This is a genomic window from Anaerococcus lactolyticus S7-1-13 (genome assembly GCF_000758765.1).
Lineage (GTDB): Bacteria > Bacillota > Clostridia > Tissierellales > Peptoniphilaceae > Anaerococcus > Anaerococcus lactolyticus.
This window is the reverse complement of the sequence record NZ_JRMW01000019.1, coordinates 1-23,489: the sequence shown is the minus strand read 5'-3', so window position 1 is coordinate 23,489 and position 23,489 is coordinate 1. Positions and strand designations below refer to the sequence as shown.

Genomic DNA, 23,489 nt, shown 5'->3' with positions numbered 1-23,489 from the left:
TTCTCCTAAAATTTATTTATTTTTTGTAAATCTCACAAATATCGTAAACAATATCTTTAAGAAGCATTGTTGTCATCAAATGGTCTTGGGCATGAATCATAATAAATCCTATTTCAAGCTCCTTGCCTTGAGCATCTAGAGCAAGCATTTCGGTTTGCTTAGCATGGGCAATATTCAAATTTTCTTGAGCATCCCTTACAAGTCCATCAATTTTTTCAAATTCACCTCTTTTAGCACATTTAATAGCTTCAAGTAGCGAACTTCTTGCATCTCCTGCATAAGCTACAATTTCAAAACCTATCATTCCTATATCTTGTCTTGTTAAATTTTTTTCGCTTGTCATTTTTTTCTCCTTTGCTTAATCGTGATATTCGCCTCTGTCCCATTTTTCAATAAATTCTGTAAAGAATTCATCGTTTGCTACTTGTTTTGCTTTGTCATCCTTGTAGGATTCTTCTATTGCCATAATCTTTTCGATTATTTTTTCTCTGTCTGGGCTAGGTTCATATTCTGTTTCTAAGAAACCATCAACTATTTCAAGAGCCAAGTCTTTTCCGACAATCATTCCGCCAAAGCCTATTACATTGGCATTTAATTCCCTTCTGGCTGCTCTTGCTGTTTCTACATCCCTTACTAGGGCACACCTTGTGCCAAAAGCCTTGTTAACTGATGTTGTTATCCCAACACCTGTACCACAAAGCACAACTCCTAGGTCACATTCGCCACTAGCTACAAGCTCCCCAACTTTTTTTCCGTATATCGGATAGTGGGTCCTAGTGTTATCGTAGCAGCCTACATCGTAAACCTCATGTCCTAAACTCTTAAGATGGTCTGATACCTGCATCTTAAGACTTGTTACTATATGATCGCATCCTAAAGCTATTTTCATAAAAGACCTCCTTAAAGCATTTTGTTTAGCATATCAATTCTTATTTGGTGACGGCCACCGTCATAACCATGAGATAAGAATGATCTTAAGCATGATTTGGCAAGTTCTTCACCTACTATAGCAGAACCCATAACTAGGATTCTTGCACCATTGTGTCTTTTTGTCATAAGGGCTGATCTTTCTTCGCTAACTTCTGCAGCAATCATTCCCTTGTGTTTAGAACAAGCCATATATGAGCCTGCTCCATATTTGTCGATAACAACACCTACTGATTGGTCATCTGAACCTGATGTTAACATACCATCAACTTCAAGCAGTTTTTTGCAAACAGCATTTGAACTATCAACTAGGTCAAAACCATCTTGTGTTAGGTCCTCATAAGCGTAACCAAGCCTTTTAACTTCTTCGACAAGGGCGTCCTTTAGACCTTTTCCATCCATATCGGATGCTAGAAATACTTTCATACTACCTCCTTATATTTTTTCCAAATAGTCTTTTTCAAATAAAAAATCCATTTCGGTTTCAATCACTTTTTTATACCAGTAAAAACTTTTTTTCTTATATCTATTAAGACTTCCTGAGCCATCGTCATTTCTATCCACATAGATAAAACCCCATCTTTTTTTCATAGTGCCTGTTGTGCCAGATACAAAGTCTTCTACAGCCCAATTTGTGTAGGCTAAAAACTCGACTCCATCACCCATGGCCTTGTTTAATTCCAAGAGATGCTCTCTAAGAACTTCAATTCTGTAGTCATCTTCTACAGTCAACTGTCCATCTTTTCCCTTAGTGAGTGACTCTATTTTGGCAAAGCCATTCTCAACAACCATAAGTGGTTTTTGATAACTATCCCAAAGCATATTAGCCAAAATCCTAAGACCTACTGGGTCTACTGGCCAATCCCATTCTGTATAGGAAATGTAAGGATTCTTAAGCTTAGTCATTTCATTTGAGTAGGTTTTTTCACCATTATCACTATTTGCCTTGCTTAAACCTGACATATAGTAAGAAAAAGCTAAGAAATCAACTGTATTATTTTTAATGATTTCCCATTCCTCTGGGCTAGCATCTAGCTTTATACCCCTATCCTCAAGGTCTTTTATCTTCCAAGCCGGATATTTTCCTTTCGCGTGTACTTCCGGATAGAAAAGCATCTTTCTATTATCAAAATAAGCACTTAGGTTATCATTTGGATCCATAGAATATGGATAAATTGGACCTATAGCTGTTGATTGCGAAACCAAAGCGTTTTCATCTATCTCCTTAATAGCCTTTATCGCCCTTGAAGAGGCTAGAAAGGTATTAAAAATAAGTTGTTCCTTGGCTTGTGGGTCTTTTTTTATTAACTCGTCGCTCACACCTAGGTGGAAAAATGGTTGGTCGCTAGAAATATTTATTTCATTAAACGTTAGCCAATATTTAACCTTGGTATGGTATCTTCCGACTATTGTTTTTACGTATTTTATATAGTAGTCGATTACTTTTTTATTTAAGAATCCACCGTACTCATCCGCCAAATAGAGAGGAGTTTCACCTGTGTGAGTGATGGTAATAATTGGTTCTATTCCATTTTTGATTAGCTCATCAAGCATATCGTCATAATGGGCTAGGGCTTTTTCATTCGGCTTTTCTTCTATACCCTTAGGGAAAATTCTAGCCCAAGAAATCGAAGTCCTATAAGCCCTAAGTCCCATTTCGGCAAAAAGTTTTATATCTTCCTTGTATCTATTATAAAAATCCACTCCGAGGTGTTTAAGGTTGAAGGTATCTGGATTGTCATCTCTCCCATCTAGAGGTGAGTGAGGCAATACATCCGCAACCATCATGCCCTTTCCGTCTTGGTCAAAAGCACCTTCGTTGTGATAGGCCGCCGCCGCTGAGCCTAACAAGAAATCTTTTGGAAAATGATTTTTCAATATTTCTTCCTTTCGTCTTTTGTTTATTTGTGTTTTGTTTTTATCGTTTTTGTTCGTTTTCAGTATACAAGTAATCGCTTTTTTTGTCAAGATACTTTTTACTATCTTTACTTATTTTCTTGGAAAAACTTTTTCGCCAATATCAAAGCGCCTTGGGTTGGGTCGGCGTAAGGTTTGACGAGGTCTATGTTTGAGTCTAGGTATTGTTTAATTTTTACTATTAAGGCCTCTCCTAGGTTGAAAACACCACCTGAATATGATGCTAGGACTTTTCCATCAAAGTTTAAATTTTTTGCTAGGGTATTGATTGTAAGTGCAGCTTCATAGCCCGCCTTGTCTATGAGTTCTAGGGCACATTCATCTTTGTTTTCGATAAGTTTTCCTAAAATTTTACTAACACTTGCCAACTCGTCCCTAGTCATGCCTTCAGCCATAGGAATTATTTCAAAATCATCGGTGATTTTTAATTCTTCCTTCATTAGGTCATAGAGCATGGTTTTAGGTATTCTGCCGTCACTTTGCTTGGTGAAATAATTTATAAGTCTAAGTCCGAGGTAGTATCCACTTGATTCATCGCTTATTAGTGGACCCCAACCACCACATCTTAGAGAATTGCCCTTATCATCAAGTCCAAAGCCTATTGATCCTGTGCCTAAGATTAAGTTTATACCTGGTTTAGCATTTAAGGATCCTGCCCAAGCATTTAGGCAATCATTGCCGACCTTAAAATTGTCTGTTCCTAAAATTTCTCTTAGACTTTCATCTATAAAAGCTTCATCTTCTGGGTACTGACCATAGCCTGGCACAGATACAAAGGTGTAGGCGATCTCATCACTACTAATTCCAGCTTGTTTGGTAAGGTTTTCTACAGCGTTACCTATTCTTTTCTTAAATTCTTCTCTAGAAATCTGGCTTAGGTGAATAGTGCCTTCTTTGTGCAAAAAAACTTCTCCATCTTTTTCAAGAATAAAGGCTGTTTTTGTGCCTCCACCGTCTACTCCCAAATAAATATCCTTGCTCATATTGCCTCCTTTTTGTTTGTTTGTGTTTGCTTTTGTTCGATATTAATATATACTCAAAACTCAGCTTGTCAATAAAAACGTTTATCTTTTTTCTCATTTAATATTTACCCATTTTTTAACAATTAAGCATTGTTTTTATTTTTTTGTTTCTCTTGATTTCCTTAAAACTTTCTATTCTGTTTTCTAACATTTAAATTTAGCTTTCTTAATTTTTACCTACTGATCCTTGTAGTCACCTAATTTTTAATACTACATCTTCAAATCACTTGATTTACATGTTATGCCTGGTTCTAGAAAAACTTCATGTTTATTATTGTCAGAAAGTGTTGACAGAAATTTGTAAATAGTATATATTTAAAATACAATAGCAAACAAAAAACGTTTTGCTAGGTTGGAACGATTCCATTTAACAATTTTATGACAATAGGGAAATCGTTATTATAATATTCACAGGAGGGAATTATGAATATTAGAAAATTCGCAAGTTTAGCATTAGTGATGGCTTTGTCGCTTGGAGTTACAAGCTGTGGTTCTAAGAAGCCAGCTGAAGAAGGCAAGGAAGAAGCTAAAGTTGAAGAAAAAGCTGAAGAAGGCAAAGAAGCTAAATCAGATGGTAAGGCTAAAAAAATAGCAGTTTTACTTTACAATGGTTCTGATACCTATATCGCTTCTGTTCGTCAACAACTAGAAAAACTTGACGAAGAAGATGATTCTATCGAACTTGTTTACCAAGATGGTCAAAATAACCAAGGTACCCAAACTGACCAACTTAACAACGTTATCGCTCAAGGCGTTGATGGAATCTTTATGAATATCGTTGATATTTCTGCAGCTCCAACAGCTATGGAAACTATCAAAGCAAGTGGTATTCCAACAGCATTCTTTAACAGAGATATGACTGCTTCTATGAAGGAAGAAGACCTAAAAAATTTCTTATTCATCGGTACAGATGCTCCAGAAGCTGGTAAGATGCAAGGTCAAATCCTTACAGATCTTTGGAAAAAAGGCGACATGGATAGAAATAAAAATGGTGTTTTAGATTATGTTATGCTTAACGGTGGTCTTGATAACCCAGAAGCTCAAGCAAGAACAGAATTTTCTGTTAAAACTCTTGAAGAAAATGGCATCAAGGTTAAAGAAGTTGCTTTCCAAGATTGTAAATGGGATACAGATAAGGCTAAAACAGCTATGGATACTTGGCTACAAACCAACCAAGATAATATCGATGCAGTTATAGCTAATAACGACGGTATGGCAATCGGTGCTATTTCAGCTCTTCAAGCAGTTGGTATGAATACTGGCTCATCAAAAGACAATATGGTAGTTGTTGGTGTAGACGCTACAGACCTTGCTGTTGCAGAAATCGACAAGGGAACAATGGCTGGTACTGTTAAGCAAGACGCTGAAGGTATGGCAAAAGCACTTATCACAACAATGAAAAATAGACTAGGAAACGGCGACTTCATTGAAGGAACAGAATATAAGCTTGGAGCAGATAAAAAATCAATCAGAATTGATTATCAAATCTACACAGGCAAATAATAGTTGATTATTCAGAGGCATTGGTTTTTCCTTGCCTCTGAATTATTATAGAGAGGAAGATATGAGTAATTTATTAGAAATGAGAAAAATTACCAAAACCTTCCCAGGTGTCAAGGCCCTAGACGAGGTAGACTTCTCCCTAGAGAGAGGCACCGTTCATGCCTTGATGGGGGAAAATGGTGCTGGTAAATCTACCCTCATGAAGTGCCTTTTCGGCATTTATACTCCAGATTCAGGTGAAATTTACATAGACGGCAAAAAAGTTTCCTACAAGGACCCTAAGGATGCTCTAGATAGTGGGGTTGCCATGGTCCACCAAGAACTAAACCAAGTGTCTATGAGATCTGTCGCAGAAAATATCATGCTCGGCAGGTTCCCTAATAAGTATGGCATAGTTGATGCCAAGAAAATGAACCAAGAAACCCAAGACTTGTTTGATAAGCTTGGTCTAAACTTTGATCCAAAAAAGATTATTGGTAAATATTCCGTTGCTGAAAGACAGCTAATAGAAATAGCCAAGGCTGTTTCCTATGACGCCAAAATCCTAGTTTTAGATGAGCCAACCAGTTCTCTTACAGAGTCTGAGGTTGACAAATTATTTGAAATTATAAATAAACTTAGGAAACAAGGCGTAGGAATCATCTATATTTCTCACAAGATGGAAGAAATTCTTTCTATTTCTGACTTTGTAACAGTCATGCGTGATGGCAAGTTTATCGATTGTAAACCTGCTAGCGAGCTTAGCAAGGATGAAATCATAAAGCTAATGGTAGGTAGAAAAATAGATGCTTCAAACCTTAAAACTGACGAGTATATAAAAGACGAGGTCATGCTTGAAGTTAAAAATCTCACAGGCAAGTATAAACCAACAGTCACAGACATTAGTTTTGATTTGAAAAAAGGTGAAATCCTCGGTATAGCTGGTCTTGTTGGTTCAAGAAGGACAGAGCTAGTTGAAACTATCTTTGGCCTAAGACAAAAGGCGAGTGGACAAATTTTTATCCATGGCAAGGAAGTAGAAAATAAGGATCCGATCGAAGCTATAAAGAATGGTTTTGCCCTTGTTACAGAAGAAAGAAGGGCAACAGGCATCTTTCCTTATGCAGCTATAAGGCTTAATGCAACCATTGCCAACATCAAAAAATACGCCAAACATTCCATAGTTAGCGACAAGGCCCTAAAGGAAGATACAAACAGGGTTATTGAATCAATGGAAGTTAAAACTCCAAGCCAATCTACAAAGATTATGAATCTATCTGGTGGCAACCAGCAAAAAGTAATAATCGGACGTTGGTTGTTGACAGACCCAGATGTGCTCCTTTTAGATGAACCAACCCGTGGTATTGATGTTGGCGCCAAATATGAAATCTATAAGCTAATTGGACAACTCGCTAAAGAAGGCAAGTCAGTTCTCTTCATCTCATCAGAAATGGCGGAACTACAAATGGTCTGCAATAGGATTATGGTAATGAGTAACGGCAGGCTTGCTGGAATAGAAAGAAACGACGAAAACTTAACCCAAGAAAAGATAATGGCTTTACAGGCTAAGTATGTATAGGTGAAAAAAATGGAAAAAATAGAAAATAAAAAACCTTTTAATTTTAAAGAGTTTATGTTAAATAACGCTCTGATCATCATAATCGCCGCCCTTATAACCGGCATAATTATAGTTGATCCGACCTTTATAACCAACCCAAAAAACGTTCTAAATATCCTGTCCCAAACCTCAACTAGGCTTTTCATAGCCTTAGGAACTGGTGGTCTATTAATCCTCGCAGGTACAGACCTTTCAGCAGGTAGGATAGTCGGATTTACAGCAGCCATAGCTGGTGCTCTCTTGCAGTCACCAGGCTTTGCCCAAAAATTCTTCCCAAATATACAAAATCCATCAATTATAGTTGGACTTTTGGCAGCCATCGCAATTGGTTCTATCTGTGGAGCTATAAATGGTTTTGGAGTAGCATATCTTAAACTCCACGCCTTTATATCATCTCTAGGTGTCCAACTTGCAATCTTTGGTATCCTCCAATTATTCATCGCAGCCAACCCATTTGGTCCTCAACCAATCGGTGGTTTTGACGAGAGATATGCCAACCTCGTAAGAGGTGGTTTCCATATACCAGGCACTGAATTACAATTTCCTTACCTCATAATCTACGCTGCCATAGCATCTGTAGCCATGTGGTTTATCTGGAATAAAACAGTCCTTGGTAAAAATATGTTTGCCGTAGGTGGCAACCCAGAGGCTGCTGAAGTTTCTGGTATCAACGTTACAAGAACAATCATGATAGTCTTCATAATCTCTGGTGTGATGTATGGTCTATCTGGTTTCCTCGAAGGACCAAGACTAGGATCTGTAACATCAACAACAGGAGACGCCTACGACCTAGACGCCATTGAAGCCTGTCTAATAGGAGGCGTATCCTTCTCTGGAGGTATAGGAACCATCCCAGGCATAGTCCTTGGTTCAATCATCCTCCAAGTTATAAACTATGGTCTTTTATACATAGGACTTAACTCCTATGTACAAATTATAATCAAGGGTATCCTAATAATCTTAACAGTAGCCCTTGACACAAGAAAGAGAATCAAGAAAAAATAGCCCTCCCAAATCAAGCTTTCAAATGGTTTTATTCCTACCCCTGAAGGCTAGAAAAAAGAACGAAATATCTTCGTTCTCGGGCTATAGACAAAGTCATTTTCTGATGTCATTCAGACGAACGAAGTGAGGAAGAATCCTGCAATTTATGGGATTCCTCGTCGAATCCTGATGGATTCTCTGTCGGAATGACGTATGTTTATATACTTTGTCGACATTCTGAGAACGAAATATCTTCGTTCTTTTTTGTTGGGGTTTTTAAAATCAAACATCCCAGTTACTTAGGTTCATAAAAATATTCCTAGCTTATCTTTAAGCCCACTTTCTTTTATCTCATCCCTCAAATCTCTTAGCCTTAAGAGTAAAAATTTCCTAACAAAAACCAGTCCTAATTTCCAAAAAAATTAAAACTGGTTTATACTTTCCTAAATCAAAACAGCCTTTGCTAATTTTTATTTGCTTAAAATTTTTCCCTTGATAAATTCAACTCCTGCTGCCATAACCAAGGCTAGGGTGGCTGAAGTTAGGATTATAATAGGCATGTAGGTCATAGATGCTTTCACGCCACCAAAATTTGTATTTACAAAACCATAAACAAACCTATCGCTGGCTGGTGATACGACATAGGCTGCGAAGGTCAATTTTGATATGTAGGCTAAAAATCTTCTACATTTTTCATTGACGCCCTCTGGTGCTAGGGAGTTTATCAAAACGAATAAGCAAATGGAGCTTGCTGTATTTTGCAAACTTCCCCAAGAATTCCAAGCTCGAATTTGAAAAACTCCTCCATGCGACCTCCAAACATTATAGCTTGCAGATGCAAAAATTATCAAAATAAAACAAAGAAAAACTTTTGCTGGCCTTACTTTTTTAAAGTCAACATAGGTCCTAAGGTAGGCTCCTAGAAAAAAATATGTGAGTGGATAAATGTTGTACCACCAACCTGGCAAGAGATGGTTTATCCTATTGTCATCGTAGGCTGAAAAAATTGCCTTAAAGCTAGTTAGGTCATTGACGTTAAAAACTGTTGGTCCCACTGTCAAAAGGCAGAAAACTGTAAGAAGAATTAGGTGAGTTTTTTTATCCTTAATACTTGTCCAAATGTTTACCAAAAACGGACTTAAGAGGAAAAGACCTATGTATAAATTAACATACCAAGAATATTCCTTGTAGCCAAGGATGCCAAAAACCAACTTTTGAAATGTATAGGACCCATCTCCACTAAGCCTAAAAATAGCGAAGATTAGTGCCATGGCAAGGGCGTATGATAAAAGAATCGGGATGATTTTTTTATAATATTTTTTTAAACTCTTTGCCTCTAGGGGGACATTTTTCGCTGAAACCAAGTAGCCGGTTAGGAGCAAAAACAAGGGTACGCAAACCATAAAACCTGTTCTTATAATCGCTAGGATAAGCATTCGCTTGCCTCTTACAGGGATTTTATAAAAATCTGTATTTAGGAAAAAGTGCACACCAATAACAGACAAAAACGCCAAAATTCTTGTCATATCGAGGCCTATATTCCTTTGTGAATTTGTTTTTGTTTCTAAATTGCCTTTCATTTTCGCTCCCTTCTCCCCTTACTATACTTTAATCATAAAAAAAGTGTGCTGATAGACACACTTTTAAACCTCTCCACCTCGCTCATCTAAGCTTATGTAATCCTTCATTTCACTTAGGGACTTGTAGGCGGGTCTGATTATTTTTTTATCGGCGATTTGCTCTAACCTGTGAGCTGACCAACCGACAGTCCTTGCTATAGCAAAAATTGGCAAGAATAATTCGCGAGGTATCCCCAACATATCATAAACCAACCCCGAATACAAATCGACGTTGGCACATGGTGGATAGGCTCGATTAAATTTTTCTTGAATCAATTTTTGCCCGATTTTTTCAATATTTTCTACAAAGGCAAAATCAGCTTCTCTGCCCTTAATTTTCGCAAGCTCTCTTGCCTTTTCCTTTAAAAGCACTGCCCTTGGGTCAGAAAGTGTGTAGACTGCGTGGCCCAGGCCATAGATCAAACCTTCACCATCGAAGGCTTTTTTATCCAAAATCTTTTCCAGATATTCTTTTATCTCTTGCTTATCTTCCTTGTCTTTTACATTTGCTTTGATATTGTCAATCATCTTGGCAACTTTAATGTTAGCTCCCCCATGCCTTGGTCCCTTGAGAGAGGCAAGACCTGCTGCCATAGCCGAATAGGAATCAGTACCCGATGATGATACTACGTGAGTTGCAAAGGCAGAATTATTTCCTCCACCGTGTTCGGCGTGGATAATAAGAAGCAAGTCTAAAATTGCAGCTTCTTCGCTTGTATATTTCTGGTCTATCCTTAACATGGCTAGGATATTTTCAGCTATTGACTTTTCTGTATCAGGATTGTGGATTATCAAAGATTTCTTGTCAAAGTTGTGGATTTTTACCTGGTAGGAATAAATGGCAATTAAAGGCATCTTAGCAATCAGTGATAGGGCCTGACTTAGGACATTTAAGGAATCTGTCCCGTCTGGATTTTCGTCATAGGTGTAGAGGGCAAGCATGGACCTCATCATCTTATTCATAATATCAGCGCCTGGCACCTTCATTATGGTATCTTCAATAAAATACGGAGGGAGCTTACGATTTTCTGCTAAGATTTTTTTAAATCTCTCAAGCTTGTTTTTTGTGGCAAGTCTATCAAATAGCAAAAGATAGATTACCTCTTCAAAACCAAGTCTTTCAGTGCTTTCTATGTCATGAACCAAACTTGTTAGAGGGTAACCCCTATAATAAAGCTCGCCTTCTGCCGGCAACTTTTCCCCGTCTTTGATTTCATAACCACAAACGTCGCCCACCTTAGTCACCCCAACAAGGACGCCTGTCCCGTTTTTGTTCCTAAGACCTCTTTTTATGGAATATTTTTCGTAAATTTCCTTGTCAATCCTTGTAGCTTCTTCGATTTCCTCAGCATAGGACTTCAATTTTTCTTCTAATAACTTATCCATCTTAAATTCCTAGATTTGAAATAATCGCGTCAGCCATGCCATTTGTGGTATTATCCCCACCCAAGTCTCTGGTGTGATTTTTCTTATCTGCCAAAGTCTTATAAATTGCCTTTCTAATCTTTTCTGCATTTTCCTTTTCATTTATATCGTCAAGAAGGAGGCAAAGGGTCAAAATCATGGCAATAGGATTAGCAAGATTTTTCCCTGCTATGTCAGGTGCAGACCCATGGATAGATTCGTAAATTGCAATATCTTTGCCCTTATTAACCCCTGGCATAAGACCAAGTCCACCAACCAAACCAGCTCCGAGGTCTGATAAGATATCTCCGTAAAGATTTTCTGTCACAAGGACATCAAAACGACCAGGATTCATCACCATCTGCATGGCAGTATTATCAACCAAAAGCTCTTCAAACTCTATATCCGGAAATTTTTTAGCGACTTCTCTGCCAACTTCAAGAAAGAGTCCGTCAGAAAGTTTCATTATATTGGCCTTGGTAATGATGCTAACTTTTTTTCTTTTATTAGCTTTTGCATATTCAAAGGCCTTTTGGATAATTCTTTCAGATTTTTCTCTGGTGATAATTTTTATAGAATGCGCCTCATCTGGGGAAATTTGTTCCTCAACTCCAGCATAAAGGTCTTCAGTATTTTCTCTAAAAATCACCATATCGACCCCTTCAAATTTTAGGTCAAGAGGTCCTGGCGCCTTGATTGGTCTGATATTGGCAAAAAGGTCGAATTTTTTTCTAAGTTCCACATTTATAGACCTAAAGCCATGGCCAATCGGAGTTGTAATAGGACCCTTAATAGCGATTTTATTTTTATTTATAGAATCAAAAAGCCTTTGAGGAATATAGACCCCTTCTTCTTCAAAAACAGAAAGACCCGCATTTATTTCTTCAAAGTCTAGGTCGATTTTTAAGGCATCGACAACTTTTTTCATAGCAGCTGTGATTTCAGGACCTATTCCATCACCTTTTATAAGTGTAATTTTCATTTTGCCTCCAAATCTAGGTTTTTCGCGTAATTTAAGTAGCCACCCTCAAGAAGAATTTCCTTTTCTCTGTCGGAAAAATCTCCCCTTAATTTTATTTTTATATTTTTTGTAAGATCTTCTAGGATAAATTCGCCAGTTTCGATTGACTTTTCCATGTTGGAAATTTTTATATGGTCGTATTCAGAAATTTTTTCGTAATCACTTTCATCTTCAAAAACCAAAGGTAGGATGGCATTGTTTATGAGGTTAGACCTATGGATTCTCGCAAAAGACTTGGCAACAACAGCCTTAATTCCTAAATACAAAGGAAGAAGGGCAGCGTGTTCTCTTGATGAGCCTTGGCCATAATTTTCGCCAGCAACAATGATGCCCCCAGCATTTTCCTCGCACCTTTTCTTGAAATCATCAATTTTTGTTGTGAACGCAAATTCTGAAAGATAGGCAATATTAGACCTAAATGGCAAAAGATGAGCGTTTGATGGGCAAATATCGTCAGTTGTAATCCCGTCGCCAGCCTTATAAACGACTTTCTTATCAATATCACAAGCTTTCTCTGCCCTTGGGAATGGCTTGATGTTTTTACCCTTGACAGTTTCCTTGATTCTCTTTGATAGGTCTTTTTCTGGTTCTATAAAATAAGCATCTGTGTGGTTGAAATTTACATTTTTTTCAAAATCCGCTTTATAATCAAGGTCAGATGGCTCGGCAATATAGCCTAAAACAGCACTTGCTGCACAAGTTTCTGGGCTTGCTAGATAAATTTGTGCATCCATAGTTCCAGACCTGCCCTTAAAGTTTCTGTTAAAAGACCTTAGGGAAACGCCTCCAGACCTTGGCGCTTGGCCCATACCTATGCATGGTCCACAACCAGATTCAAGGACTCTTGCCCCTGCCTTTATCATGGTTGCCAAGGCTCCATTTTCTGAGATTTTTTCTAGTATTGTCGCAGATCCTGGAGAAATAACTAGGGATACATCTGGGTGGACCTTTCTGCCATCGAGAATGGCTGCCACCTTCATCAAATCCATATAGGAAGAATTTGTGCAAGAACCAATGGCAACTTGATCTAGTTTTATCTTGCCAAGATCTTTAACCTTAGAATATTGGTCTGGGAAATGTGGTTTTGCCACAGCAGGCTTTATTTCTGCCAAGTCAATTTCTATTGATTCGTCATAAAAAGCGTCAGGATCAGCTGATAATTCTAAATAATCTTCTTCCCTGCCCTGGCTTTTTAAATATGCTCTAGTATTTTCATCTGATGGGAAAATGGAAGTTGTCGCTCCAAGCTCAGCCCCCATATTACAAATGGTTGCCCTGTCTGTTACAGATAGCGACTTAACGCCCTCTCCTGTATATTCCATAATATAGCCTGTGCCACCCTTTACAGTGAGTTTGCCTAGGATATAGAGGATAACATCCTTGGCGTTAGCTGCTGGATTTAAAGAATTAATGAGCTTTACCCTGTAAATTTTTGGCACCTTCACAAAATAAAATCCTTTTGCCATTGCAACAGCCACTTCAAGACCACCTGCGCCTATGGCAAGCTCTCCCATGCCCCCACCTGTTGGTGTGTGAGAATCAGAGCCTAGGAGGGTGTCGCCTGGTTTGGCGAATTGTTCGAGGTTGACCTGATGGCAAATTCCACCACCGGCCTTAGAAAATCTAATACCAAACTTGTTGGCAGCTGACTTTATAAATTCATGGTCAGCGGCATTTTCAAAACCTGCTTGCAAGATATTGTGATCAATATAAGCCACAGAATTTTCTGTCGCTACATCTTTAATATCCATAGCCTCGAGTTGGAGATATGCCATAGTTCCAGTAGAATCTTGGGTTAGGGTCTGGTCAATTTTTATGGCAACCTCTTCGCCAGTCTTTAGCTCTCCCCTTAATAAGTGTTTTTTTAATATTTTCATAGCCAATGATGTGCCCATAAAAATCTCCTTTAATTAGTTTATGTATTAATGTAGTTATGGTTAATTATACTTTTAAAATGATTTTTTCCCATGGATAGACATGATTATTTGCTCCGAGCTTTAATTTTGTTATACTTATAAGGTTTTGTATCCTAATTCAATCCTTGCAAAAAAAATCTTAAATCCTACCAAAAGGCAAACCTTTACATTTGTAGAGATAGAAGTATATTAAAAGTAGATTGTTAATTAATTAATTAACAAAATATAGATTTGGAGGAATTTATGACTTATACAACATTTTCAGTTCCAAACACCATAGTTCATGGTGAAAACGCACTCGAATACTTATCTACCCTCAAGGGAAAAAAAGCAGTACTCGTTACTGGTGGATCTTCTATGAAGAGATTTGGTTTTCTTGATGAAGCCAAAGAACAATTAGAAAAAGCCGGTATGGAAGTTTTGATAATCGACGGTGTAGAACCAGACCCATCTGTTAAAACCTGCCTAGCTGGTGGAGCTAAGATGGCTGAATTTGAACCAGAATGGATCATCGCTATCGGTGGTGGATCTGCAATGGATGCCGCTAAGGCTATGTGGGTATTTTATGAACACCCTGAATGGGATTTCGAAAGACTTGCAAATTTTGACAACCCACCATTAAAGAACAAGGCAAGGATGATTTGTATCCCATCTACATCTGGTACAGCAAGTGAAATCACTGCTTTCTCAGTAATTACTGACACAGAAAAAGAAATCAAGTACCCACTTGTTCACCCAGACTTTGTTCCAGAAGTAGCCCTTCTTGATATGAGAATTCCAGCAACTATGCCACCAAAAATCACAGCAGCAACCGGTATGGACGTAATGACCCACGCTGTTGAGGCTTTCGTATCTACTGCATCAGATGATTTTACAGATCCATACGCTATAAGAGCCATCCAATTAGTTTTCGGTTACCTAAAGGCTGCCTACGACAAGGGTGATGATATGGTTGCTCGTGAAAAAATGCACATTGCATCTTGTATAGCAGGTATGGCATTTACAAATGCTTCCCTTGGTATAGTTCACTCTATGGCCCACAAAATCGGCGGTATCTTCCACCTAACCCACGGAGAAGCTAACGCAATCATGTTACCATACATAATCGACTACAACAGGAAAGCTTGCGATAAGTATGACGAAATCGAAAGAATCCTTGGCGTTGATGACATAGCTGAAGAAATCAGAAAATTAAATGCAGCTGTAGGTATCACAGCAACCATCAAAGATGGCAAAAATACCATAATAGAAGAAAAAGACTTCTTAGAGGTACTAGATAAGATGAGCGAAAATGCCTTCAAAGACGCTTGCACTCTCACAAACCCAAGACAAACAAGCCCAGCAGACATCAAGAAAATCTACCACGCAGCCTACTACGGAGAAAAGGTAGACTTCTAAGAAAAAAAAGAATTCCAAGCTAGGAAATCCTAGACAAAACCAATCCTTAAGAGGGTTGGTTTTTTGTTGAGAAAAACTATAAGATAAGAAATATCAATGAAATCTTGCAAAAATCTAAAAAAATCCACAGACTTCTTGTCGGTGGATTTTGAATTTGGCTGGAATAGTAGGACTCGAACCTACGCTCTCCAGAGTCAGAATCTGGTGCCTTACCAGCTTGGCTATATTCCAAAATTATTTACTCTTATAAATTACCTCTTTGGACCCATTTGTCAAGATAAAAGCCCTCTTTTATCCTTGTATTTTCTTTGATCCAGTAATGCAAAGGTTCATCTCATATCCTGCCCTTATAGAAGTGTTTATCGACTTGGTGTGGGAAAATTGGGTAGTTGTTATTGGGCTAATATCTGGATTTTCTTCTCTTATAAGCAAGGAAAGCTTCCTCAAAAGCGAAGCAGCAAGGCCTTGGTACTTATCATCACTGCTAAATTTCTCTAGGCCTATATCCCAGAGGTATTTGCCAGAATAGGATGCACCTGCAAGGGCAATCAAACTGTCCCCATCATAATAAGCAAGTCCCAACCTATCATCCTCATCAAAACAAAAGCTCATCCTTGCTAGGTCTTTAAAATTTTGGATTTCATTCCTGCCTATCCTCTTAAAATCAAAATCTCTCATCCCCACTTCCCTATCTGATAAATTCATCAAAGGAAAGAAATTATCAATCCCCATCTCAAATTCGCCCAAAATTTTTTCAAGCTCTCTAATATTAGCTGCCTCAGCAAACCATGCCCCTTGATAAGCGATAATTTTTTCCCTTAGTTTCTTTATAAGGTCTGGATTTGTCGCCCTCATAAATACCTTACCAGATGTGCAAATTGCAGAAAAATCGGCCCTATTAAAAAATAGAAAATCACAAGAGGGATTGTTGCAGGTGAAAATATTGTTTTTTGAAAAAAATTCTTCTTCATCGATTGAGAAATCATTCAATATCTGGTTTTTGAAATTTATATCCATAGGGCTCGCTCCAAAGTTTTATTAGCTAGATTATACTATAAAATACGAAATCCCACCAAACAAAAGAGCACTTAGACTTATCATCTAAGCGCTTTTTTTCTGGTTTGCTTTGAGGGTATAGAACCATCTTCCATTTTCTCCTTGAAAGATTTCGTAATAGTCTTTTGCAGGGTTACTTTTTAGGGCTTTTGAGGCTGCTTTTTCTGCTTCTTCCCTACTTGCATAACCCGATAAATCATTATTTTGATTTTCTTTCTCTTGCTCTTCTTTTTCCTTTTCTTTTTGACCCTCTTCTTCTAGATTTTTTTCGTTATTTTCAGAATCTTTTTTTCCGTCATTTTTTTCGTTAGAATTTTCCTTTGATGGTTTTTCTTCTGTTTTATTATTATTTTCTTTATCCTGCTTCTCTTCCTTATCTTGTTTTTCTTCTTTTTTCTTCTCTTCTTCTTTTTTTTCTAATTCTTCATCACTGAGTATTTTAGGTAGACTTCCTTTATAAGATATTTTTCCATCTTTCTTTTCGAATTGACTTATATGGAAATTATTTGTAACATCTCCAGTGTATATATCAATTTTTTCTCCACCCAAACTGAAAACTCTACTATCATCACTTATTTTATAATAAGATTTTAGATAAGCCTTAATCTCGTCAATATTTAAATCTGATTTATAACTTAGGTCTGTTTTTGGATAAGCAATCTTATATTTCAATGTTGCTACTACTTGTCTTGCTGTATATCCTTTAAATGCACCAGCCTTTTCCATTTTTACCAAGTCTTTTATGCTTAGGGCGTGATAGTGGTTACCGTGGAGCCAGTAAAATACTTCTCCCTCTTTATCATCAGTTCCCATAATTGGGATCCCGTCGTTCAATTTTCCATAGCCTGTCATGCTTCTTAGGTTATCACTAAGAACTGACTCTATGCCGTCAACCTTTTCAGAATCTACGCTATCATAAGTGAACAAATCTTTATCTTCCACTTCTACATTTCCAACATCGACATAGTCTTTGATGTATTCAGCTTCTGGGTACCTATCTCTCGGATTAACATAAACTACCGCTACTTCATCATCACCCCTGTAGAGATGCCAGTGATCACGATGGTCCACTATTTTTGTGATACCTTCTGGCCAATTGATTTTATCTTTGTTTTTGCCCTCAGCTGAATGGCTTCCTTGGTATTGACCATAGCTAGCTTTTGGATAAAGGTCTTTAGGATTTTCATAAGTTACGCCTTCTCTGCCCTTTGAGTCATAAATATGGTAGTGGTCCTCATGTCTTAAAATTTCCACTATATCATAACGGTCAACTTCTCCTTTTTGACCAAGGACACTTAAAATCTTAAGCTTTTCTATCCTTGTCTTTCTGTCTTCTGTTGGATTTGTTGGTTTATCTTCGCTTGAGCCTTCTTCTTGTTGATTTTCTTTCTTATCCTTGTTATTATCTTCAGGCTTTCCCTTACCTTGGTTTTCTTTCTTGTCCCCATGGCTACCGTGGTAGGTGCCCACAGCTACATCTGGATAAGAAGATGATGGGTCTGAGTAAGTTATGTACTCTCTTCCATCTGATGTGTATACATGCCAATGATCGCCGTGTCTTAATATGCTAACTACATTATGAGTTTTCTTATTTTCTTCTACCTTTACCAGCTTGTCGTCTTCTTTAAGTTTATCAGAGTTTTCTATCTCATCTTCTAAGCCTGCCTCTTTTTTCTTGGCTTGCATTTCCTTATCTTCTTTAAGGATTTTGGCTATCATCTTTTTCCTATCCCCATGGTTACCAACGTATATTCCATAAGATGCATTTGGATATAGGCTCCTTGGGTCTTCGTAGGTCACAAATTCGTTGCCCTTTGATGTATAGATGTGGTAGTGGTCCCCATGCTTGAGAATTTTGATAACTCTTTCGTCATCTTTTTCTAGTTTTTCTTTTACCTTTTTATTTTCTGCCACCTTTTGAGCCTTGCTTTTGCCAGCATTTTGCTGACCGTGGCTTCCTGTATAAATTCCTATCTTTATATTAGGAAATAGAGCTGATGGGTCTTCGTAAGTAAGATACTCTGTCCCATCTGCTAGGTAGACATGATAGTGGTCACCGTGCTTTTTAATTGCCACTACATTCTTATTTTTTAGTTGGTTTTTACCTACTACACTCACCATTTCAAAATGACCTGTATCCTTTATTTGATTTGGGTCAGTATAGGTTATTTTTTCCCTACCATCCTTGGTAAATACATGCCAATGGTCACCATGTTTTACTACCTTAACTATGTCTTCCTTTTTGATTTCAGCATCAACCAAGACTTCTGTAGTAGTGTCTTTTTTAAGGCTAGTTTTTTTAGCCTCATATGTGACTTTTTGGCTTGTCTTCACTTGATTTTGTTGAAGATTTTTTTCTTCTTTCTTATTTTTAAACATGGAGCATGAGCTTAGACTTGTCAAAAAAATACAAGCAAATAAGACTGCTTTTCCTATATTTTTATTATTTTTCATCGTTTCCCCTTTATTTTTTCTTTATTACTAGGCTAAGAATTAGCCATAAAACTGATATTAGAACAATTACAGAGCCTGGTTTTAAATCTAAATAATAAGATATAATTAGTCCTGAAAATACAAAAATCATCGAAAATCCTATTGATAATAACAAGGTCTGTTTGTAAGTTTTGGTGTATTGCATAGCACAAATGCTAGGTATAACCAAGATGGAAGATACTATCAAAGAGCCGATGGTTTTGGCTGAAATAGAAACTGTGATAGCTGTCAAAAATGTTATAAACAAATTGATCATCCTAGTATTTATGCCCATAATCCTCGCAGCTTGTTGGTCAAAAATTGTTAGGTAAAGTTTTTTATAAAGTATAGAATAAATAGCTAATACAAGTGCCGCCACTCCTATCACCAAGTAAAATTCCTCATCGGATATTGTCACAATAGAACCAAACAAATAAGAAGAAATTGCATTGGTGTTTTTGACCATTGATGAAAAGATACCTGCTAATCCAATAGATGCTGCGAGAATAATAACTGTCGAAACTTCTTGGTAGCTCTTTAATTTATTTCTAATCAACTCTATGGAAAGCCCCGCAAAAAGGCAGGCAATAATTGCCGCAAGAATCGGGCTAAAGCCGAAGGCAAGGCCTATGGTAAGGCCAGCAAGAGATGAGTGTGAAAGGGTATCTCCTATCATCGAAAGCCTTTTAAGGAGGACAAGTTGGCCCATGCAGGGCAAAATCAATGCCAAAAGTCCACCTACTATAAAGGCTCTTTGCATAAATTCATATTCAAATATATCTAGCATACTACCTCACAAACTAAGCTTATCTTTGCTTATTCTTTCGATTTTTCCCTTCCTTATCCTCAATGCATAGTCCACAAAGTCCCCAGCCATGTCAAGCTGGTGGGTAATTATTACTATGGTCTTTCCAGCTTTCTTGAGCTCTTTGAGGTTTTCAAAAAAATCCCTAGAAAAATCTTCATCAATACCTGTAGTTGGCTCATCTAAAAGAATAAGGCTTGCATCTTTGATAAGAGCAAGGCTTATTGCAAATCTTTGAATTTGTCCACCAGACAATTCGTTTAGAGCTTTTTTACGATGTTCATACAAGCCAAGTTTTTCCATCAATTCTTTTGGGTTAGACTTCTTTTTTAAATACGAAAGATGTATTTTAATTGCTTCTTCAACACTTGTAGGAAAGTTTCTATAAGAAGCAACTGCATTTTGTGAAATATAAGCCAGGTCCCTGTAGTGGTTATCCTTCCTTATATCATCATTTAATATTTGTATTTGACCATTCTTAGCCTTCAAATCCCCCAAAATCAACTTTAAAAGTGTAGACTTGCCAACCCCATTCGCCCCAACAAGGGCAACGAGGTCTCCTTCATGAATTTCGAAATTAATATTATCCAGGATTAGATCCTTTTCATAAGCAAAACTAAGACCTTCTACCTTCAAAACTTCTCTATTCATTGAAAGATTCAACCAAGGCCTTCAAATTTTCTTCCATAAGACCTATATAACCCTTAGCTACCATATCGTCATCAAGATTTTCCATTGTATAAAGGGTTGAAGTCTTTGTGCCAGTGTTTTTTGCTAGGGTTTCAGCAACCTTAGGAGTTGCCTTGCCCTCAAAAAATATAGTCTTAATATTTTTTTCTTTTACAAAGTCTGCAATAGTCTTAAGGTCCTTAGCTGATGGCTCTTCTTCAGGAGAAATCCCAGTCACAGCCACTTGCTTAAGACCATAATCATCTGCCAAATAATTGAAGGCGGCATGGGAGACTACAAAATATTTCTCCTTATCCTTAACCTTAGCAAGCTCATCAGTAAACTTCTTATCAAGGTCATCAAACTTAGCAAGCACCTTATCAAGATTATCCTTATAATATTTTTCATTAGCAGGATCCATGCTAGCAAGCTTTCTGTAAATATTATCAACCATAACCTTAGCATTCTTTATAGAAAGCCAAGTGTGAGGATTTATAGACGCCATATCTGACCCTTCCTTAGAAGAATCAAGCAGGGTAAGGCCATCAGACAAATCTAAAAACTTATCATCATCCTTGACATTATCCTTCAAATCGTCAATAAAAGACTCCATTCCAGCCCCATTGTAAGCAATCAAGTCTGCACCTTCAAGGTCCTTCATAGCTTGGCTAGTGAGTTCAAATGAATGAGGCTCTTCGCTTGTTTTTATAATAGTCTTAACCTCATACTTATCGCCACCTATCATCTTAACAAATTCAGCTACAGGAAAAAAACTAGCATAAATAGTCTTCTTGCCTGCAACTTTCTGATCTTCCACTGTCTTATTTTCAATATTTTTATCTTCCTTGCCACAAGATGTTAAACAAAGCCCAGCAAGGAGAAATATAAAAAATAAATTTCTAAAATGTTTCATCTAAATCTTCCTCCTAATATGCAAGTCATTTGCAATAAGTACTATCATACATCCAATGCAAATCATTCGCAATAGTTGTTTTCATTTTTTTATAAAAAAAGTCCGAGAAGACGAAAAATAATAAAAAACCAATACATTCATTTCATAAAATAAACATATTGGTCCATAAAATTTATACCAAAAGATATTCAAAAATCCGTTTTTATAACAAGTTAAACCCTATAAAAAATTCCAAATAAAAAATCGACCTTGAAATTTCTTTACACTTCAAAGTCGATTATTTTTCCCCACCGGCACAGCATTCTGATTTAGGTTCAATCACCATTTATCATCCTTTCTATATCCAAGTCCATAGACTTGATGAAACTTTCCATTATATGTGAAATCTTCTTTTTTATTAGTAACATGCTGACAATTCTTTTTATAAAATCATCCGATTCCAATTAAACTTTTACAACCTATCTTATAGAAAAACGTCAGATGGCTCATCTTTTACACTTATCTTCCACCACTTTTTCTATAAATCTATGAGCAAAGTAGATATACTAGAAACTCATAAATCACCAGCCGTCCATAAAAGCATCAAAACCAAACAAACCCATAAAGACTATTCAATTTTCTTAATCCCTGTGCCAGTGGGTAAGAAAACTATTTTTCTTATTATTATATTACCCAGATAAATTTGTTTTAAACACGATAATAAAAATTTTTTTATAAATTTTAAAGATTTTTCTTATACTCGTCAAATTCAGCACTTCAAAACTAGATCTAACAAAAAACATCTTTATTAAAATAATGATAAATAAAAAAATATTAACTAGTATAATGTAATTATTATATAATATTTGGAGCTCTAGGATGAAAAATAGCAAAAATTTTAATCTTTTTCTTATGGATGGAGAAGTTACCGGTAGAATAAAGTGTACCTTATCAAATTGGACAGGCTTAGCTTATAAAGTTCCTAGGCCATATCTTGAAAAGTGCAAAGATAGACAAGATTTAAAACAAAGTGAAGTTTATTTTTTATTTAGCAAGAACGATGATGGAGAAGACGAAGTTTATATCGGCCAAGCAGGAATAAGAAAAAATGGTGAGGGAGTTCTATTTAGGGTATCAGAACACTTAAAAGATGAAATATACTTTTCTGAAGCAGTCATGTTAACTACACAGAATAACTCATTCGGGCCGACAGAAATCTCATATCTAGAGAATAAATTTACCAACATGGCTATAGATGTAGATAGGTACAAAGTAAGAAATGGAAATGATCCAAACCCAGGAAATGTAACCGAAGAAAAAGAATCAGATTTGGAAGATTTTATAGAGTATTCGAAAATGGTTCTTGGTGTCTTAGGCTATAAAATATTCGTTCCTATAGTTGATAAGGATACAAAAGAAAAATATGAAAATAATAATGACAAAGGGTCAATCCTCTATCTTTCAAGAAAAAGTGGTAAGTCAAATAGACAGATAGAAGCAAAATGTAAAAGAACAGATGAAGGTTTTGTAGTATTAAAAGATAGTATGATAGAAATTATAGACTCTATTGCTATTCCAAAATCAATAAAAAAATTGAGGGAGGAATGTATAGATAAAAATGAAATTGTAGATGGAAAGTTGAATAAAAACTATTTATTTAATAGTCCATCCTATGCAGCTGCTTTTGTTTTAGGGACAAACGCAAATGGAAGAACAAGTTGGAAAAACGAAAAAGGCATAACATTAAAGGACTTAGAAAAAAACGAAATGAAATAATATCAATATTAGACGGTAGTCAATTACACTATCGTCTTTTCTTATAGCTTTTAATGATTACATTAAATCGATTTTCTTATAAAAGATTGTCCAGAATTTACTATCTTGTTATAAGATTAATATTAAATTGCATTTACTAATAAAAAATATTTTTAACACTAAAAAAGGACTCACAACTCTGTGAATCCTTGACTATTTGCGACTTCCTACATATATTTCAGGGTTCCCCGACCTCTACTATCTCGTTTTAAGATTAATATAAAGTATGCACTAAAAAAGGACTCACTTTAATGTGAATCCTTAGTTATTTGGCGACTTCCTACATATATTTCAGGGTTCCCCGACCTCTACTATCTCGTTTTAAGATTAATATAAAGTATGCACTAAAAAAGGACTCACTTTAATGTGAATCCTTAGTTATTTGGCGACTTCCTACTCTACCACACGGTTGCCCGAGCAGTACCATCGGCGTTATAAGGCTTAACTTCTGTGTTCGGTATGGGAACAGGTG

At 36.7% G+C, this 23,489-nt stretch carries 19 protein-coding genes, 1 tRNA gene and 1 rRNA gene; 5 read left to right on the top strand and 16 right to left on the bottom strand.

Translation table 11 applies throughout. From position 1 onward, the window contains the following. Positions 1-16 precede the first annotated feature (16 nt). The 5 genes from HMPREF1630_RS01370 to HMPREF1630_RS01350 all read right to left on the bottom strand — a co-directional run bounded on the left by HMPREF1630_RS01370 (position 17) and on the right by HMPREF1630_RS01350 (position 3,827). On the bottom strand, positions 17-343 hold the full coding sequence (locus tag HMPREF1630_RS01370; protein WP_037326376.1) for a PTS lactose/cellobiose transporter subunit IIA: 327 nt from the start codon (positions 341-343) through the stop codon (positions 17-19). A 15-nt stretch (positions 344-358) separates the two neighbouring features. Further along, the gene (gene lacB / locus HMPREF1630_RS01365) at positions 359-889 is read right to left on the bottom strand and encodes a galactose-6-phosphate isomerase subunit LacB (protein ID WP_037326373.1); all 531 of its coding nucleotides are present in this window, start codon (positions 887-889) and stop codon (positions 359-361) included. An 11-nt stretch (positions 890-900) separates the two neighbouring features. Then, on the bottom strand, positions 901-1,353 hold the full coding sequence (locus tag HMPREF1630_RS01360; protein WP_037326371.1) for an RpiB/LacA/LacB family sugar-phosphate isomerase: 453 nt from the start codon (positions 1,351-1,353) through the stop codon (positions 901-903). 9 nt (positions 1,354-1,362) lie between these two features. After that, complete coding sequence (locus tag HMPREF1630_RS01355; RefSeq protein ID WP_037326369.1) at positions 1,363-2,805, bottom strand: glycoside hydrolase family 1 protein; 1,443 nt, start codon at positions 2,803-2,805, stop codon at positions 1,363-1,365. Positions 2,806-2,912: 107 nt separating this feature from the next. Next, positions 2,913-3,827 carry an N-acetylglucosamine kinase gene (locus HMPREF1630_RS01350; RefSeq protein WP_037326367.1) on the bottom strand — a complete coding sequence of 305 codons (915 nt, stop codon included), beginning with the start codon at positions 3,825-3,827 and terminating at the stop codon, positions 2,913-2,915. Positions 3,828-4,289: 462 nt separating this feature from the next. On the opposite strand from HMPREF1630_RS01350, the gene HMPREF1630_RS01345 reads away from it, so the two are divergent. From HMPREF1630_RS01345 to HMPREF1630_RS01335, 3 genes are all read left to right on the top strand, one after another. Continuing rightward, positions 4,290-5,369 (top strand): galactose ABC transporter substrate-binding protein, encoded by a 1,080-nt coding sequence (locus HMPREF1630_RS01345; protein ID WP_037326365.1) that lies wholly within the window; start codon positions 4,290-4,292, stop codon positions 5,367-5,369. Positions 5,370-5,430: 61 nt separating this feature from the next. Beyond that, a complete protein-coding gene (locus HMPREF1630_RS01340; protein WP_037326363.1) occupies positions 5,431-6,927 on the top strand; it encodes a sugar ABC transporter ATP-binding protein in 1,497 nt (498 codons plus the stop codon). Between the two features lie 9 nt (positions 6,928-6,936). Further along, complete coding sequence (locus HMPREF1630_RS01335; RefSeq protein WP_037326360.1) at positions 6,937-7,971, top strand: ABC transporter permease subunit; 1,035 nt, start codon at positions 6,937-6,939, stop codon at positions 7,969-7,971. A gap of 449 nt (positions 7,972-8,420) precedes the next feature. Here the strand turns inward: HMPREF1630_RS01335 and HMPREF1630_RS01330 are convergent, their stop codons facing one another. The 4 genes from HMPREF1630_RS01330 to HMPREF1630_RS01315 form a co-directional block, all read right to left on the bottom strand. Beyond that, positions 8,421-9,530, bottom strand: coding sequence for an acyltransferase (locus HMPREF1630_RS01330; RefSeq protein ID WP_037326359.1), 1,110 nt, complete (start codon positions 9,528-9,530; stop codon positions 8,421-8,423). Between the two features lie 63 nt (positions 9,531-9,593). Then, on the bottom strand, positions 9,594-10,955 hold the full coding sequence (locus HMPREF1630_RS01325) for a citrate/2-methylcitrate synthase (RefSeq protein ID WP_037326356.1): 1,362 nt from the start codon (positions 10,953-10,955) through the stop codon (positions 9,594-9,596). Position 10,956: 1 nt separating this feature from the next. Further along, entirely contained in the window at positions 10,957-11,955 is a 999-nt protein-coding gene (locus HMPREF1630_RS01320) for an isocitrate/isopropylmalate dehydrogenase family protein (RefSeq protein WP_037326355.1), read from the bottom strand. Continuing rightward, a complete protein-coding gene (locus HMPREF1630_RS01315) occupies positions 11,952-13,889 on the bottom strand; it encodes an aconitate hydratase (protein WP_037326353.1) in 1,938 nt (645 codons plus the stop codon). Before HMPREF1630_RS01315 ends, HMPREF1630_RS01320 begins: the two co-directional genes overlap by 4 nt. Positions 13,890-14,153: 264 nt before the next feature. Here HMPREF1630_RS01315 and HMPREF1630_RS01310 point away from each other — a divergent pair, with 264 nt between their 5' ends. Next, on the top strand, positions 14,154-15,308 hold the full coding sequence (locus tag HMPREF1630_RS01310; protein WP_004829369.1) for an iron-containing alcohol dehydrogenase: 1,155 nt from the start codon (positions 14,154-14,156) through the stop codon (positions 15,306-15,308). 155 nt (positions 15,309-15,463) lie between these two features. Here the strand turns inward: HMPREF1630_RS01310 and HMPREF1630_RS01305 are convergent. The 6 genes from HMPREF1630_RS01305 to HMPREF1630_RS01280 all read right to left on the bottom strand — a co-directional run bounded on the left by HMPREF1630_RS01305 (position 15,464) and on the right by HMPREF1630_RS01280 (position 21,223). Beyond that, positions 15,464-15,539, bottom strand: a tRNA-Gln gene (locus HMPREF1630_RS01305). 60 nt (positions 15,540-15,599) lie between these two features. Beyond that, positions 15,600-16,325 carry a hypothetical protein gene (locus tag HMPREF1630_RS01300; protein WP_037326350.1) on the bottom strand — a complete coding sequence of 242 codons (726 nt, stop codon included), beginning with the start codon at positions 16,323-16,325 and terminating at the stop codon, positions 15,600-15,602. Between the two features lie 84 nt (positions 16,326-16,409). Continuing rightward, a complete protein-coding gene (locus HMPREF1630_RS01295) occupies positions 16,410-18,818 on the bottom strand; it encodes a DUF5633 domain-containing protein (RefSeq protein WP_037326348.1) in 2,409 nt (802 codons plus the stop codon). A 10-nt stretch (positions 18,819-18,828) separates the two neighbouring features. Then, positions 18,829-19,623, bottom strand: coding sequence for a metal ABC transporter permease (locus tag HMPREF1630_RS01290; RefSeq protein ID WP_037326347.1), 795 nt, complete (start codon positions 19,621-19,623; stop codon positions 18,829-18,831). Between the two features lie 6 nt (positions 19,624-19,629). After that, positions 19,630-20,292 (bottom strand): metal ABC transporter ATP-binding protein, encoded by a 663-nt coding sequence (locus HMPREF1630_RS01285; protein ID WP_037326345.1) that lies wholly within the window; start codon positions 20,290-20,292, stop codon positions 19,630-19,632. Then, a complete protein-coding gene (locus tag HMPREF1630_RS01280) occupies positions 20,285-21,223 on the bottom strand; it encodes a metal ABC transporter substrate-binding protein (RefSeq protein ID WP_037326343.1) in 939 nt (312 codons plus the stop codon). Before HMPREF1630_RS01280 ends, HMPREF1630_RS01285 begins: the two co-directional genes overlap by 8 nt. 858 nt (positions 21,224-22,081) lie before the next feature. On the opposite strand from HMPREF1630_RS01280, the gene HMPREF1630_RS01275 reads away from it, so the two are divergent. Continuing rightward, positions 22,082-22,978 (top strand): GIY-YIG nuclease family protein, encoded by an 897-nt coding sequence (locus tag HMPREF1630_RS01275; protein WP_037326341.1) that lies wholly within the window; start codon positions 22,082-22,084, stop codon positions 22,976-22,978. A 419-nt stretch (positions 22,979-23,397) separates the two neighbouring features. Here the strand turns inward: HMPREF1630_RS01275 and rrf are convergent. Then, a 5S ribosomal RNA gene (gene rrf, locus HMPREF1630_RS09190) occupies positions 23,398-23,489 on the bottom strand; the annotation flags it as partial.